We start from the raw sequence: 13,905 nt of genomic DNA, 5'->3' as shown, positions 1-13,905 counted from the left end.
CGGTCGGCGGGCGGCGGGGCCCATCAATGCGCAGAGAGTCTAGCCGTCCCGTGCACCACCGGCCGCCCCGGACGGCCGAGGTCAGATCAGCGAATCGCGCCACTGCCGGTGCAGTGCGGCGTACCGGCCGCCGGTGGTGGCGAGCCGGGCCGGTGAGCCGTCCTCGACGATCCGTCCGGAGTCGACGACCAGCACCCGGTCGGCGGTCTCCACGGTGGAGAGCCGGTGCGCGATCACCAGCGCGGTGCGGTCCCGCAGCACGGTGGCCAGCGCCCGCTGCACCAACCGCTCGGTCGGCACGTCCAGCGACGACGTCGCCTCGTCCAGGATCAGCACCCGGGGGTCGGCCAGGAACGCGCGGGCGAACGCGACGAGTTGCCGCTGCCCGGCGGAGAGCCGGCCGCCGCGCCGGTGCACCTCGGTGGCGTACCCGTCGGGCAGGGCGGCGATGAAGTCGTGCGCGCCGATCGCCCGCGCCGCCGCCTGCACCGCCGCGTCGGTGGCGTCCGGCCTGCCGAACCGGATGTTCTCCGCCACCGAGCCGCCGAACAGGTGGTTCTCCTGGGTCACCAGCACCACCGCGCGCCGCAGCTCCGCGTCGGACAGCGCCCGCAGATCGACGCCGTCCAGCTCGACCGTGCCGTCGTCCGGGTCGTGGAAGCGGGCGAGCAGCTTCGCCACCGTCGACTTGCCGGCACCGGTCGGGCCGATCAGGGCCACCGTCTGCCCGGCCGGCACGGCCAGGCTCAGCCCGGTCAGGATCGGTGTCTGCGGCCGGTAGCCGAAGGACACCGCACGGAACGTCACCGCACCCCGGCCCGGCCCGGCCGGCAACGGCACCGGCGACGCCGGCTCGGGCACCCCGGGCTGCTCGTCCAGCACCCCGGCGAGCTTCTCCAGGGCGGCGGTCGCCGACTGGAGGGAGTTGTAGAACTGGCTCAGCTCCTGCATCGGCTCGAAGAACCGGCGCAGGTAGAGCAGGAACGCGGCGAGCACCCCCACGTCGGTGTGGCCGCCCAGCACCCGCCAACCGCCGTACCCGAGCACCAGCGCCACGGTGACGTTGCCGATCACCTTGATCGCCGGCGAGTACGTGGCGATCAGCCGGAAGCCGTGCTGGCTGGTCCGCCGGTACTCGTCGTTGACCGTCACGAAGATCTGCTGGTTGCGCGGTTCGCGGCGGAACGCCTGCACCGCGCGGATGCCGCGCAGCGACTCCACGAAGTGGACGATCACCAGGGCCACCGCCTCCCGGCTGTGCCGGTAGGCCTGTGCCGAGGCGCGGGCGAACCAGCGGGACAGCCAGAACAGGAAGGGGAACGCCAGCAGGGTCACCGCCGCCAGCGGCAGGTCCAGCCAGAGCAGGATGGCGGCGACCGACAGCACCGACAACGCGGCGGCGGCCAGGGTGTCGATCCCCCCGTCGACCAGTTCGGCGATGGAGTCCACGTCGCTGGTGAGCCGGGACACCACCCGACCAGAGGTGTAGCGCTCGTGGAAACCGACCGAGAGGGTCAGCAGGTGGCCGTACACCCGCTGGCGGAGTTGGAGCAGGACGGCCTGGCCGATCCGGGTGGAGCGGGTGAGGTAGCTGCGCCGGGCGGCGTACTCGGTGACGGCCGCGACGGCGAACGCGCCCGCGACGGCCGCCAGCGGACCCGGGTCGCCGGCCCGCAGCGGCGGCACCGCCCGGTCGATGCCGAGCATGACCAGGTACGGCCCGGCCATCGCGGCGGTGTTCTGGACGAGCAGCAGGGCCACCGCCGCGCCGAGTGGCCTGCGGTGCGGGCGGAGCAGGTCCCGCAGCAGCACCCGGCTCCGCCCGCGCAGCCGGGCCACCGCCTCGGGCGAGTCGTCCTCGGCGCGGCTGCGGTCGGCGTCCGGGTCGGTGGCCAGTCCCCGCCAGTGGGACAGCTCGGCGGCGGGCCGGCCGTCGCCCCCGGTCGGGGGGTGCTGTCGGGGCGGGCGGCTCACGAGCGCACCAGGCCCGGCGTCGGCGAGGGTTCGGCGGCGAGCACCGCCCGGTACGCCGGCACCGTGGCCAGCAGTTCGGAGTGCCGGCCGACGGCGGTGATCCGACCCCCGTCGAGCAGGGCCACCCGGTCGGCCAGCGCGACGGTCGACGGCCGGTGCACCACCAGCAGCGCGGTGGTGTCCCGCAGCACCCGGCGTAACGCCGCCTCGACCAGCGCCTCGGTCTGTACGTCCAGGGCGGAGAGCGGGTCGTCGAGGACCAGCAGCTTCGGCCGGCCGAGCACCGCCCGGGCCAGCGCCAACCGTTGCCGCTGCCCGCCGGAGAGCGACAGGCCCTGCTCACCCACCCGGGTCGCCAACCCCCACGGCAGGTCGTACGCGAAGTCGGCCTGGGCCAGCGCCAACGCGGCCCGGACCTGGTCGGCGTCGGCGTCCGGGCAGCCCAGGGTGAGGTTCTCCCAGATCGACATGGAGAACAGGGTCGGCTCCTCGAAGGCCACCCCGACCAACCGGCGCAGCGCGTCCAGGCGTACCTCGCGCAGGTCGTGTCCGTCCAGGGTGATCCGGCCGCCGGTCACGTCGTAGAGCCGGGGGACCAGGGAGAGCAGGGTGCTCTTGCCGCAGCCGGTCGCCCCGACCAGGGCCAGCGTCTCGCCCGGCTCGACGGTCAGCTCGATCTCCCGCAGCACCGGTTCGGCGCTTCCCGGGTAGCGGAACGACACCGCCTCGAAGCGGAGCCGGCCGCGGACCGCCGACCGGGCCAACGGCACGGCACCCGGGGCATCCACGATGGACGGCGGGGTGTCCAGCACCTCCTGGATGCGGTCGGCGGCGGTCGCCGCCTCCTGCCCGTTGGCGATGATCCAGCCGAGCGACTGCACTGGCCAGATCAGCATGAGCTGGAGGCTGACGAACGCGACCAACTCGCCGATGGTCAACGCGTCCCGGGCGACCAGAGTCGCGCCGCCGACCAGCGTCACCCCCAGTGTCAGGTTGGGCACCAGGTCGAACAGCGCCGAGGCGCCGGCCAGCAGGACGCCCTTGCCGACGCCTGTGTCGTGCAGCGCGCGGGCCCGCCCGGCGAACCGGTCGGCCAACTCCGGCCCCCGCCCGTACGCCTTCATGGTGCGCAGCCCCTGCGCGGTCTCCTCGACCAGGGTGGCCACGTCGCCCTGCTGGTCCTGCATCCGGCGGGACGCGGCGTGGTAGTTCCGGCCGAACCGGCGGCTGATCAGGAACAGCGGCACCGCGCTGGCCGCCACCAGCAGCCCCAGCGGCCCGTGCAACCGGAGCAGGAGGATCACCACGGCGACGTAGGTGACCATGTTGAGCACCAGGAAGAGCAGCCCGAAGGAGAGGAACCGGCGCAGCACCGACAGGTCGCTGATGGCCCGGGACAGCAGTTGCCCGGACTGCCAGCGGTCGTGGAAGCCGGCCGGCAGGCGTTGCAGGTGGGCGTAGAGGTCGGCGCGGATGGTCGCCTCCATGCCGACCGAGGAGGAGGACTGGCTCCACCGCCGGATGAAGATCAGCACCGCCTCGACGAGCCCGAGCAGCAGGGCCAGCCCGCCGAGTCGGAGCAGCCCCGCCTCGTCGTGCCGGGCGATCGGCCCGTCCACCACCCGCTGCACCACCAGCGGTACGGCGAGACCGGCCCCGGTGGCGGCCAGCGCGGCCAGCAACAGCAGCACGTACGCGGCGGCGTACGGGCGCAGGTAGCGGCGCAGCCGCCAGAGGTTGCGCAGCGACCGGACCCGGCCGTCCGCCCTCGGGGTGGCCGGGTCGCCGTCGCACTGCGCAGGCACTACCCGACGGTAGCGTCGAACGGCGTCGATGCCGCTGTCAGGTTGCCGTCAGCCCGCGCTCATGACCGAGCAACCACTGCTTCACCGCCAACCCGTACCGGTAGCCGCCGAGGGTCCCGTCGGTGCGCAGCACCCGGTGGCAGGGGACGAAGAGGGCGACCGCGTTGCGGGCACAGGCGGCGGCGGCCGCCCGGACCGCGGCGGGCCGACCGGCCAGCGCGGCGTACCCGGTGTAGGTGATCGGCTCGCCGGGCTTGACGTCCCGCAGCACGATCCAGGCGTGGGTCTGGAACGTCCCACCGCTGTGCTGGGTCACCGGCACCTCGTCGATCGCGGTCAGCTCACCGGCGAGATAGGCGTGGACGGCGGCGGTCACCGGACCGAGGTCGGCGTGCTGCCGCAGCGGGCCGCGCAGGCTCGGGTGCACCAGCGGCAGCAGGCTCTCCGGGTCGGCGGTGAACCCGGCGGCCCGGATCGCGCCGTCCGGGCCGGCCAGCACGCTGAGCGGGCCGGTCGGGGTGTCCATGGTGGTGGTGTCGATGGTCGTCATGCCGCTCTCCAGAGTCTGATCGCCGCGTACGACCGCCAGGGCCGCCAGCGGTCCGCGTACGCGTCGAGGGTGGTGGGGGTGTGGGGCAGGCCGAGGGCGGCGGCGCCCCGGCGTACCGCGAGGTCGGTGGGGAGTAGCACGTCCGGGTCGCCGAGGGCGCGCATGGCCAGGTAGCCGGCCGTCCACGGGCCGATCCCGGGCAGCGCGGTCAACCGCCGTACGGTCTCCGTCCGGTCCCCGCCGGGTTCCAGGTCGACCTCCCCGGCGGCGACCGCCCGGGCCAGCGTCCGGATCGTCTCCCGCCGCGCGACCGGCATCCCGAACGCCGCATCCGGCAACCCCAACACCTCCTCCGCCCCCGGAAACCCCCGCACCACCCCCCACGCACCCCCCACCCCACCCCCCTCTCCACGCACGCCGCGCGCTCCGTGTCCGCCGCGCGCTCCGTGTCCGCCGCGCGCTCCGGGTTCGCCGTGCGCTCCGTGTCCGCCGCGGTGATCAAGAGGTTTGGGACGCCGGGAAGCGCTCTCCGTGACGCAAACCTCTTGATCACCGGAGCCGGGGCGGCCGGTGGGGGGAGGGCAGGGGGAGGGGGTGTGGGGAGGGGAGGGGGTGTGGGGGTGGTGGAGGAGGCGGGTGAGGGTGGTGGTGGCGGCGCGGAGGGAGATCTGTTGGCCGATGATCGCGCGCAGGGCCAGCTCGAAACCGTCGACCGCACGGGGGAGGCGGACGCCGGGTTCGGCGGCGACGATCCCGGCGAGGGCCGGGTCGGCGGCCAGCGTCTGGTCGACCGCCTCCGGGTCGGCGTCCAGGTCGAACAGGCGACGGCAGCGGGCCACCGCCGGGGCCAGGTCGCGCAGGTCGGCCAGCCTCAGCGTCGCCGCGACGTACCCGGCGACCGGGGTGAGCGCGATCTCCGCCGGGCCGTGCGGCAGCCGCAACCCCCGGCGGTACGTCCCGTCGACCACGTCCTCCACGCCGGGCAGCACCCGGGCGGCCAGGTAGTCCAGCAGCGCGGCGGCGTGCAACGGCGGCCGGTACGCCAACCGGAGCGTGATCGTGCCCGCCCCGTCCGGTGCCGGCCGGCCGCCCTGCGCGGTGCGCAGCTGGGACGGCACGGTCCCGTACACCTCGCGGACCGTGTCGTTGAACTGCCGCACGCTGCCGAAACCTGCCGCGAACGCCACCTCCGCCAGGCCCAGCCCGGTGGTCTCGATCAGCGTCCGGGCGGTCTGTGCGCGTTGCGCCCGGGCCAGCGCCAACGGGCCGGCCCCCAGCTCCGCCCGGAGCATCCGGTGCAGGTGCCGTTCGGTGTAGCCCAGTCGGGCGGCCAGCCCCGGCACGCCGTCCCGGTCGACCACCCCGTCGGCGATCAGCCGCATGGCCCGGCCCACCACGTCGGCGCGGACGTCCCACTGCGGTGAGCCGGGCGCGGCGTCCGGCCGGCACCGGCGACAGGCCCGCAGCCCGGCCCCCTGTGCGGCGGCTGCCGACGCGAAGAACCGGACGTTGCGTCGTTTCGGCGTCATCGCCGGGCAGGACGGCCGGCAGTAGATCCCGGTCGACGTGACGCCGGTGTAGAACCAGCCGTCGAACCGCTGGTCACGGCTGTCCACGGCCCGGTAGCACCGTTCGAAGTCCAACTCCACGCCACCGATCATGCCCGCAGCTCAGCGGCGGTGGCTCGCGGAAATCGGACCTCAGTGTGCCGCTTTCCGGGGCGACCCCCGGGGACCGGCAACCCGCCCGGACGCTGGCGACCGCCCCGGGCCGACAGGTCAGTGGTTGGCCCGATGGCTGCCCGCCCCCGGGCCGACAGGTCAGTGGCCGGCGCAGCGACCGCCCCCGGGCCGACAGTGCATGGCCGGCCCGGGGGCGGTCGCTGGGCGTCAGCGCCCGGGCGCTCCTGCCGGCGCCGCCGGTGCCGGTGCGGCGATCCTGCCGGTTCGGGGCTGGTCGACGGGGGTGCGGTGACGGCGGGGGCCGGTGCGGCCGGATTGCCGGTCCGGGGCTGGTCGAGGGGCGGCGCGGTCTGGGCCGGAACGGGTGCCCCGGGTGCCGCCGGAAGGGGCAGGACCGGTGGCTCGGGCGCGGCGGTCCGGCCGGTCAGGGGGGCCGGGTCGGCGGGCGGTGCGGTCCGGGCCGGCGCGGGGGCCGGCGCGGCCGGTGGGCCACTCGGCGTCGAGGCCGGCACGGCGGGCGGGGCGTCCCGGCCACCGCTGGCGGCCATCGCGATCGGGGCGGCGATCAGCACGGCGGCGAGGGCGCCCACCGCGCTCATCGTCACCGTGGCGCGGCGTCGGGTCCGGGCCCGGTGTTCGGCCCGGGGCAATTGGTCGTGCACTGTCGGTGCCTCCTCGGCAAGGTCGGTGAGGGTGGCGCGGATGAGGTTCTCGAAGGGCGTGGTCACCGCCGTACCTCCAGCAGTTCGATGTCCGGCAGGAGTTGCCGCAGCCGGGCCACGGCCCGGTGGGTGCGGCTGCGTACGGTGCCGACCGAGCAGCCGAGCGCGGCGGCCACCTGGGTCTCGGTCAGGTCCTCGTAGTAGCGCAGGACCACGACCGTGCGCTGGGCCGCCGGCAGCGCCCGCAGCGCGGTCCGCATCGCCAGCCGTACGTCGGTGCCGCCGCTCGGATCGGTACCGGCCCGTTCGTCGGCGCCGGTGAGCAACGTCTCCCGGTACCGGCGCAGTCGCCGCCACCAGCTCACCTGCTCCCGGTACATGACCGCGCGCAGGTAACCCTCCGGGTCGGTGTGCCGCAGTTCGCGCCACCTCGGAATGGTCCTGGCCAGCGCCGACTGGAACAGGTCCTCGGCGGTGTGCCGGTCCCCGGTGAGCAGGTACGCGACCCGCATCAGGGCCGGCGTCCGGCTGGCCACGAAATCGGCCAGTCGGGCCCGGTCGTCCTCGTCCACCCGCCCTCCCCGATGTTGGCTGTCACAGATACAGACGCCCCAGCTCGTCGCAGCTATCCCGGTGGCCGGACGGAGTTTCCCGCCGGAAAGTGTCGGTAGTGGTCGGTAGCGTCCCGGCACCAACTCCAGAAGGGTGCGGCGATGGCGAGCGTGACCGGGCGTGGGGACCCTCGGTCAGGGCGGACGCGGCTGGACGATGCTGTGGCGCAGGGCCTCTACGACCGGATGCGGGTGGTCGCGCCGGCCGCCTTCGGCGCGATCGAGCGGGACCGGGCCGACGACCCGGCGCGGCCGTTCGCCGACACCGCCTGTGGTCGGCTGGCCGGGTCCCTCGACGCGGCCGGCCTGCGGGCGCTGGGCATGTGGGCGCACCACTGGTGCATGCGGTTCTACGACGACGACACCCGGGTCGGTCGGCGGCTGGTCCGGGAGATCGCCGGCCGGCGGGGGCTGGGCTGGACGGTCGACGAGGTCCGCTGGATGCTCGGCGAGTCCGAGCGGGCCGGCCCGACCGCGCGGGACCGGTTCACCCTGCCGCTCGCGGCGGCCGGTGAGCTGCCCGGGGTGACCGACGGCGGGGCGGGCTGGCGGCTGGCCGGGTGACCCCGCCCGGCGGCCGGGGCGGGCCGGCGGTCGGGGCGACAGTGACCGGGACGACAGTGACCGGGGCGCGGTCCCGGTCGGGCGGGACACAGCCGGGGTGTGACGGTGGTCGGGGTGTGACGGTGGCGCAGGATGGGGGCGGAGCCAGCCGACGAGAGGACCAGCATGCCCGCCAGCGAACCGACGATCGTCGCCACCAGCATGGGTTTCACCAGCCGTGGCCGGGGGCCCTGGGACGCCGACCCCGGGCCGGTCTTCGACCTGATGGCCGGGTTGGCGCAGGCCGACGAGCCGAGGATCTGCTACCTCAACCAGGCCGTCGGCGACCAGCCCACCTCGCTGACGGTCTTCCACGGCGCGTTCGCCGGCACCCGTTACCGCCCCTCGCACCTGGCGTTGTTCCCGATGCCCAACGTCGAGGACGTCCGGGCCCACCTGCTCGGTCAGGACATCATCTGGGTCGGTGGCGGCAGCGTGGCCAACCTCTGCGCGGTGTGGCGGGTGCACGGCCTGCCGGAGATCCTGCGCGAGTGCTGGGAGGCCGGGGTGGTGCTCGGCGGGGTCTCCGCCGGCTCGATCTGCTGGCACGTCGGCGGCACCACCGACAGCTTCGGCCGGAAGTTGCGCGCCTACACCGACGGTCTGGGCTGGCTGCCGTACGGCAACGGGGTGCACTACGACAGCGAGGCCGAGCGCCGGCCGCTGCTGCACCGGCTGGTCGCCGACGGCACCCTGCCGGCCAGCCACTGCACCGACGACGGGGTGGGGCTGGTCTACCGGGGCACCCGGCTGGCCGAGGCGGTCGCCGACCGGCCCGGGGTGGCCGCGTACGAGGTGGTGCCGGACGGTGCGGGTGGGGTCCGGGAGACCCGGATCGAGCCCCGGCTGCTCACCGCCTGAGCTTTTCCGGTGACGCCGACGGGGGCTGCCTGCCGGGTACCGGGGGTCGACGGCGTAAGCTGGCCCGTCGTGAGTCTCACCATCGGCATCGTCGGCCTGCCCAACGTCGGCAAGAGCACCCTGTTCAACGCGCTGACCAAGAACGACGTGCTCGCGGCGAACTACCCGTTCGCCACCATCGAGCCCAACGTCGGGGTGGTGGGGCTGCCGGACGAACGGCTCGGCAAGCTTGCGGAGATCTTCTCGTCGCAGAAGGTGCTGCCCGCGCCGGTGTCGTTCGTCGACATCGCCGGCCTCGTCCGGGGCGCGTCGAAGGGGCAGGGCCGGGGCAACGCGTTCCTGGCGAACATCCGGGACGCCTCGGCGATCTGCCAAGTGGTGCGGGCCTTCTCCGACCCGAACGTGGTGCACGTCGACGGCAAGGTCTCGCCGGCCGACGACATCGAGACGATCAACACCGAGTTGATCCTGGCCGACCTGCAGACCCTGGAGAAGGCGCTGCCCCGGCTGGAGAAGGAGGCCAAGCTCCGTAAGGACCGGGCCGCCGCCGTCACCGCCGCGAAGCAGGCCGTCGAGGTGCTCGACGGTGGCATTACCCTGTACGCCGGGGCCGCCGCCGCCAAGATCGAGCTGGAGCACCTGCGGGAGCTGCACCTGCTCACCACCAAGCCGTTCCTCTACGTCTTCAACGTCGACGAGGCCGAGCTGGCCAACGCCGGTTTCCTCGACGAGCTGCGCGCGCTGGTGGCCCCCGCCGAGGCGGTCTTCATGGACGCCAAGATCGAATCCGAGCTGGTGGACCTGCCCGAGGACGAGGCCCGCGAGCTGCTGGAGTCCATCGGGCAGCACGAGCCGGGCCTGAACCAGCTCGTCCGGGTCGGCTTCCGCACGCTCGGGCTCCAGACGTACCTCACGGCGGGTCCGAAGGAGGCGCGGGCCTGGACCGTGCCGGTCGGCGCGACCGCCCCGGAGGCCGCCGGGGTGATCCACAGCGACTTCCAGCGCGGCTTCATCAAGGCCGAGGTGGTCTCCTACGGCGACCTGGTCACGGCCGGATCGATGGCGGCGGCGAAGGCCGCCGGCAAGGTCCGGATCGAGGGCAAGGAGTACGTCATGCAGGACGGCGACGTGGTCGAGTTCCGCTTCAACGTGTAGCGACGGACGGCCTCTGGCGAACATCGGCCGGGTGCCCTGCCCGGTCTAGCTGTTGCGGCCGGGCACCAGCCCATCCAGATCGATCCTGATCGCGAACGGCGTCGTGGTGAGCAGCTGGTGTCGATGGATTCCGGTCGGCGCGTACGACCGGGTGGGCTCGTCGAGTTCGTAGGCGTGGACCACAGGTGATCCGTCCTCGTCCTCGATACGCCAGTAGCTCGGGATGCCGGCTTCCGCGTACTTGCGCAGCTTGACGTTGCGGTCCCGGTGCGCCGACTCCGGCGAGACCACCTCCACGACCAGAAGGGTCTCTTCCGGCGTGTAGAAGGTACGGGACGGATCGTAAGGTGCCGTCGTGGCCAGGAGATCGGGCTCGGGACGATTCCACCTGTCGAGTCGGATCGTGATTTCCCGGTCCACCTCGATGCCTGCCGGGGCCTGGCCGCTCAGGGAGTTCACCAGCGCGGTGATCATCCTGGCGTGCCAGACCCGCTGGGGAGACATCATGAAGACGAGTGCTCCATCGATCAGCTCGGTGTGACGCGGCGCTTCGGAAAGGTGGTCGAGGTCGTCGGCGTACCACCCCTCGGGGCGGGGCGGCCGCATCCACTCGGGCACCGCAGTCATGCCGTCACCGTAGCATTCGGTAATGACCGCCTGGCCTGCTGCGCGCGGGCGTTCGGCTGTCGCACACCGACGGGTCGGGCTTCACCATCTCGCCGGTTCCGGCTCCGGAGCGGGTCAGTGCGGTGCCAGTCGAGGGTCGTCGGCCCACGGTGAGCGCGGGTGTGCACGGCGGACGGCCTCGCCCAGCCACCGGCGTTGCTCGGGACTCAGCAGACCATGGGCGATGTCCAGGTCGTGTTCGTCCCGAGGGCGCGGGTCTCGCGACTTCCACAGTAGTTGGGTGACCGGCGCCCCGGTCGGCACGGAGTCGATGGGCGTGACCGCCGAACCCCACGGGAGCGTGATTCGTGGATCGCGGCGGTAGCGCCAGCCTGCCCCGTCGCCGTCCTCCAGATTGATCTGGAGGACGAAGCGGTCCCGATCCGGGTCGTGTACCCAGATGTTGTGCAGCCGGTGGTCGCCGAGCTGCCCTGCCAGGGGGAGCAGGTGCCCGCTGATGGCCGCGTACGGCCGCAGCTGTGCCGGCAGGTCGTCGAGGAGGCCGGACAACGCCGGCCGGAGGGTGCTGACGTCGATGTCGCCGTGCGCCCGGCTCGGCCTGCCGAGCCAGTGGTCGATGGCCCACCCGCCGGAGAGCCACCAGCGCGCCGGGCCGCCGGTGAACAGCGAGCGCACCTCGGCGACGGAGAGCGCCGCCCAGATGTGCCGGTGGGGGTCGTACCGCACGGACCCAGCCTGACAGCGGTCCTTCTCGGGCACCAGTCGTTGCCCTCGTCTCGGGTGCGCCGCCTCGGGGGAGGGGCGTCCAGCAGCGGGCGGGCCGGGTGACCTGCGCGCTTCCCGGCCACGGGTGGCGGGGCAGCGGGCCGGGACGGTGCTGGCCTACCGTGGCGGCGTGGCGACCTTGAGGCTCGAACCGATGACCGACGAGCAGTACCTCCGCTACCGGGAACGCGCCGAGGAGGACTACGCGCAGAACATCGCCGCCTCCGGGGCGATGCCGCTGCCGGAGGCGCAGGAGAAGGCCCGCCAGCAGTACCAGGAGTTGCTGCCCGACGGGTTGGCCACCGAGGGCCACCGGCTCTGGACGGCGTACGACGACGCCGACGAGGTCGGCATGCTCTGGCTGCACCTGGAGCAGAAGTCCGACGGCCTGCACGCCTTCGGCTACGACTTCGAGGTACGCGAGGAGTTGCGCCGCCAGGGCTACGGCCGGGCGATCATCGAGGCCGCCGAGCGGCTCTGCCGGGAGTGGGGCGTGGTCGCCATCGGGCTGAGCGTCTTCGGGTTCAACTCCGGCGCGCGGGCGCTCTACGAGCAGATGGGTTTCGAGGTCACCGCCATCCGGATGGCCAAGCGGTTGTGACGTGCGGATGCCGGGCCTGAACGAGCGCCCCGGGAACGGGCGACGGCGTGCCGGCCCGGCCGGGGTCGGGACGCTCGCCCCGACCCCGGCCGGGCCACCGGGTCAGCGACGGTAGACCGAGATGGGCGATCGGCTGCCGTCGTCGAATGGTCGCCGGTGCCAGTCGGCGTACCGCGCGACGAGCCGTAGCCCGGCCCGCCCGGCCAACTCGTCGATCTGTTCCGGCCAGCAGTAGCGCATCGCGAAGGGCGCCAGGTGCACCCCGTCGCGGTCGAAGGTGATCGTCTGCCGGACGAAGGTCTGCGCGGCCCGGTCGTACTGGTGCAGCCGGATGGTGGCCGAGTCCTCGGTCACCGATCGCATGTGTACCTGCTCGTCCCGGTCGAAGTCGGCCGGGTCGGGCACGAACGCCTCGATGACGAACTCGCCACCGGGGGCCAGCACCCGGGCCACGTTGCGGAAGCAGTCCTGCTGCCGCTCCGCGTGCACCCAGCCAAGCAGCGGGCCCGTCAGCGGGGCAACCCGGTTTCCGGCCGTTCGGGTGGGCGGGCCAGCTCCAGCGTCCAGTGTCGGGTGCGGATGACCTGGTCGTTGAACTCGACGTCCTCCTCGCCGCGCAGGGTGAACCCGAGCGCCCGGCAGATCCCGTTGGACGGGCCGTTGGTGACCGCCGGGAACGCGTGCACGGTGTCCCCCCGTCCCGCGGCGCGGGCCTGGTCGAGCAGTGTCCGGACGCCCTGCTTGGCCAGGCCCCGGCCCTGGAACTCGGGCAGCACCATCCACCCGATCTCGGCGGCCGTCCCGTCGTCCGGTGCGGGCCGCCAGAGGGTGACGGTCCCGGCGACGGCGTCGTCCACCACGATCATCTTGATCAGCGCGGTGCCGTCGGCGGCCAGTTGGGCGTCCCGACGGACCTGTCGCGCCACGTGGGCGGCCGGCAGCGGCCCGCCCAGCTCGGCCATCATCACCGGGTCGCAGCGCATCCGCAGGTACGCCTCGACGTCGGTGGCCAGCACGTCACGCAGGAACACGCCGCACCTGCCCCCGTCGACCATGGTGGAGAGTCGTCCGCATGGCACGACTATTCCAGGGGTCGCCCCGATCCGGGGGGCCAGGCGGAGCGGGATGGGGTGAGGAACTGGGCCAGCCGGGCCAGGCCGTCCTCGCCGTGGCCGGCGGCGACGGTCCGCTCGATGACGGATCGGGCGGCGCGCAGCATCCCGGAGTCGATCCCGTGCGCGTCGGTGGCCTCGATGACGTGGCTGATGCTCGAGCCGACCGAGGCGACGGTGGAGTGGTCGCCGGGGAACCGGTCCTCGGCGATTTCGTCGGCGAAGCGGGCCGCCAACGCCGCGAGCGTCGGGGCGATTCCGGCGGCGTACCGGGCGAACGACCGGGGGTCGATGCCCTCGGCCGAGGCCAGCGCGAAGGAGTGGAGCAGGCCGGTGACCGAGGTGCCGAACAGATCGAACAGCGCCATTTCGTACGCCGCCGTCGCACCCGGCTCCGAGCCGAGGTAGGCGGGCGTGCCGCCGAAGGCCCCCAGGGTGGGCAGGACGGCCTCGACGGCGGACTGACTGCCGCACCAGAGCGTCACGGCGGCCGGTGTGCCGATCGTCGGCGTCGGGGTCAGGATGGCGCCCTTGACCAGGTCGACGCCGTTGCCGTCGGCCCAGTCCGCGAGCTTCCGCGCCTCGTCCGGTCGACCGGTGGTGACGTCGACGACGGTGTGACCGGCCCAGTCGTCGTGCGCGGCCAGCACGGAGTCGACCGCCGTCGGGTTTCTCAGGCAGGTGACCACGACGGTGGCGGCCCGGACCGCCGCGGTGACGGTGGGCGCGGCCGTCACGCCCCGGGCGACGAGGGATCCGGCCCGTTCCGGCGTACGGTTCCAGACGGTGGTCGGAATCCCGGCGGAGATCAGGGCGGTGGCGAGGGCCTGCCCCATCGGCCCCAGGCCGAGTACCGCCACCGGGTCGTGGTGCGTGAGTTGTCGGTCGCTCATGCCG

General features: G+C 73.7%; 14 protein-coding genes and 2 pseudogenes. 4 read left to right on the top strand and 12 right to left on the bottom strand.

Annotated features, from left to right (window positions below; genetic code table 11):
• Positions 1 to 81 precede the first annotated feature (81 nt).
• The 7 genes and pseudogenes from ACQP1S_RS27275 to ACQP1S_RS27245 form a co-directional block, all read right to left on the bottom strand.
• Positions 82 to 1,974 carry an ABC transporter ATP-binding protein gene (locus ACQP1S_RS27275; protein WP_432900510.1) on the bottom strand — a complete coding sequence of 631 codons (1,893 nt, stop codon included), beginning with the start codon at positions 1,972 to 1,974 and terminating at the stop codon, positions 82 to 84.
• Positions 1,971 to 3,779: an ABC transporter ATP-binding protein gene (locus ACQP1S_RS27270; RefSeq protein WP_432900508.1), complete on the bottom strand. Its 1,809-nt coding sequence runs from the start codon at positions 3,777 to 3,779 to the stop codon at positions 1,971 to 1,973. Before ACQP1S_RS27270 ends, ACQP1S_RS27275 begins: the two co-directional genes overlap by 4 nt.
• A gap of 37 nt (positions 3,780 to 3,816) precedes the next feature.
• Positions 3,817 to 4,329, bottom strand: coding sequence for a methylated-DNA--[protein]-cysteine S-methyltransferase (locus tag ACQP1S_RS27265; protein ID WP_432900506.1), 513 nt, complete (start codon positions 4,327 to 4,329; stop codon positions 3,817 to 3,819).
• Positions 4,326 to 4,694 (bottom strand): annotated as a pseudogene (locus tag ACQP1S_RS27260) (DNA-3-methyladenine glycosylase family protein); the annotation flags it as partial. The pseudogene ACQP1S_RS27260 and the gene ACQP1S_RS27265, both read right to left, overlap by 4 nt.
• A 258-nt stretch (positions 4,695 to 4,952) precedes the next feature.
• Positions 4,953 to 5,978, bottom strand: a pseudogene (locus ACQP1S_RS27255) (bifunctional transcriptional activator/DNA repair enzyme AdaA); the annotation flags it as partial.
• A gap of 8 nt (positions 5,979 to 5,986) precedes the next feature.
• Positions 5,987 to 6,739 (bottom strand): hypothetical protein, encoded by a 753-nt coding sequence (locus ACQP1S_RS27250; protein ID WP_432900504.1) that lies wholly within the window; start codon positions 6,737 to 6,739, stop codon positions 5,987 to 5,989.
• Entirely contained in the window at positions 6,736 to 7,245 is a 510-nt protein-coding gene (locus tag ACQP1S_RS27245; RefSeq protein WP_432900502.1) for a SigE family RNA polymerase sigma factor, read from the bottom strand. Before ACQP1S_RS27245 ends, ACQP1S_RS27250 begins: the two co-directional genes overlap by 4 nt.
• Positions 7,246 to 7,386: 141 nt before the next feature.
• Between ACQP1S_RS27245 and ACQP1S_RS27240 the strand changes: the two genes are divergently transcribed.
• From ACQP1S_RS27240 to ychF, 3 genes are all read left to right on the top strand, one after another.
• The gene (locus tag ACQP1S_RS27240; protein ID WP_091241602.1) at positions 7,387 to 7,848 is read left to right on the top strand and encodes a hypothetical protein; all 462 of its coding nucleotides are present in this window, start codon (positions 7,387 to 7,389) and stop codon (positions 7,846 to 7,848) included.
• 165 nt (positions 7,849 to 8,013) lie between these two features.
• Entirely contained in the window at positions 8,014 to 8,748 is a 735-nt protein-coding gene (locus tag ACQP1S_RS27235) for a peptidase E (RefSeq protein ID WP_357891363.1), read from the top strand.
• A 69-nt stretch (positions 8,749 to 8,817) separates the two neighbouring features.
• Complete coding sequence (gene ychF, locus ACQP1S_RS27230; RefSeq protein WP_432900499.1) at positions 8,818 to 9,903, top strand: redox-regulated ATPase YchF; 1,086 nt, start codon at positions 8,818 to 8,820, stop codon at positions 9,901 to 9,903.
• A gap of 45 nt (positions 9,904 to 9,948) precedes the next feature.
• On the opposite strand, the gene ACQP1S_RS27225 is transcribed toward ychF, so the two are convergent.
• Both ACQP1S_RS27225 and ACQP1S_RS27220 read right to left on the bottom strand, forming a co-directional pair.
• Positions 9,949 to 10,530: a Uma2 family endonuclease gene (locus ACQP1S_RS27225; protein ID WP_432900497.1), complete on the bottom strand. Its 582-nt coding sequence runs from the start codon at positions 10,528 to 10,530 to the stop codon at positions 9,949 to 9,951.
• 114 nt (positions 10,531 to 10,644) lie between these two features.
• Positions 10,645 to 11,256, bottom strand: coding sequence for a nucleotidyltransferase domain-containing protein (locus tag ACQP1S_RS27220; protein WP_432900495.1), 612 nt, complete (start codon positions 11,254 to 11,256; stop codon positions 10,645 to 10,647).
• 169 nt (positions 11,257 to 11,425) lie between these two features.
• On the opposite strand from ACQP1S_RS27220, the gene ACQP1S_RS27215 reads away from it, so the two are divergent.
• A complete protein-coding gene (locus ACQP1S_RS27215) occupies positions 11,426 to 11,896 on the top strand; it encodes a GNAT family N-acetyltransferase (protein ID WP_432900491.1) in 471 nt (156 codons plus the stop codon).
• Positions 11,897 to 11,998: 102 nt separating this feature from the next.
• Here the strand turns inward: ACQP1S_RS27215 and ACQP1S_RS27210 are convergent, their stop codons facing one another.
• Genes ACQP1S_RS27210 through ACQP1S_RS27200 form a run of 3 tightly spaced genes read right to left on the bottom strand, consistent with a single transcriptional unit; the run spans position 11,999 to position 13,901 of the window.
• Positions 11,999 to 12,385, bottom strand: a complete 387-nt coding sequence (locus ACQP1S_RS27210) for a hypothetical protein (protein WP_432900489.1) — start codon at positions 12,383 to 12,385, stop codon at positions 11,999 to 12,001.
• Positions 12,386 to 12,405: 20 nt separating this feature from the next.
• Positions 12,406 to 12,927: a GNAT family N-acetyltransferase gene (locus ACQP1S_RS27205; protein WP_432900487.1), complete on the bottom strand. Its 522-nt coding sequence runs from the start codon at positions 12,925 to 12,927 to the stop codon at positions 12,406 to 12,408.
• A gap of 50 nt (positions 12,928 to 12,977) precedes the next feature.
• Positions 12,978 to 13,901 (bottom strand): NAD(P)-dependent oxidoreductase, encoded by a 924-nt coding sequence (locus ACQP1S_RS27200; protein ID WP_432900485.1) that lies wholly within the window; start codon positions 13,899 to 13,901, stop codon positions 12,978 to 12,980.
• Positions 13,902 to 13,905 lie beyond the last annotated feature (4 nt).

The sequence above is a fragment of the Micromonospora matsumotoense genome, assembly GCF_050951065.1.
In the GTDB taxonomy this organism is placed as follows: domain Bacteria; phylum Actinomycetota; class Actinomycetes; order Mycobacteriales; family Micromonosporaceae; genus Micromonospora; species Micromonospora matsumotoensis.
The sequence above is the reverse complement of the archived record's forward strand: the minus strand, read 5'-3'. Positions and strand labels throughout refer to the sequence as shown.

Bases quoted from the DNA above. Each gene is read 5' to 3' on its own strand.
- ACQP1S_RS27265 (WP_432900506.1), bottom strand. From the start codon at position 4,329: ATGACGACCATCGACACCACCACCATGGACACCCCGACCGGCCCGCTC.
- ACQP1S_RS27240 (WP_091241602.1), top strand. From the start codon at position 7,387: ATGGCGAGCGTGACCGGGCGTGGGGACCCTCGGTCAGGGCGGACGCGG.
- ACQP1S_RS27235 (WP_357891363.1), top strand. From the start codon at position 8,014: ATGCCCGCCAGCGAACCGACGATCGTCGCCACCAGCATGGGTTTCACC.
- ACQP1S_RS27225 (WP_432900497.1), bottom strand. From the start codon at position 10,530: ATGACTGCGGTGCCCGAGTGGATGCGGCCGCCCCGCCCCGAGGGGTGG.
- ACQP1S_RS27200 (WP_432900485.1), bottom strand. From the start codon at position 13,901: ATGAGCGACCGACAACTCACGCACCACGACCCGGTGGCGGTACTCGGC.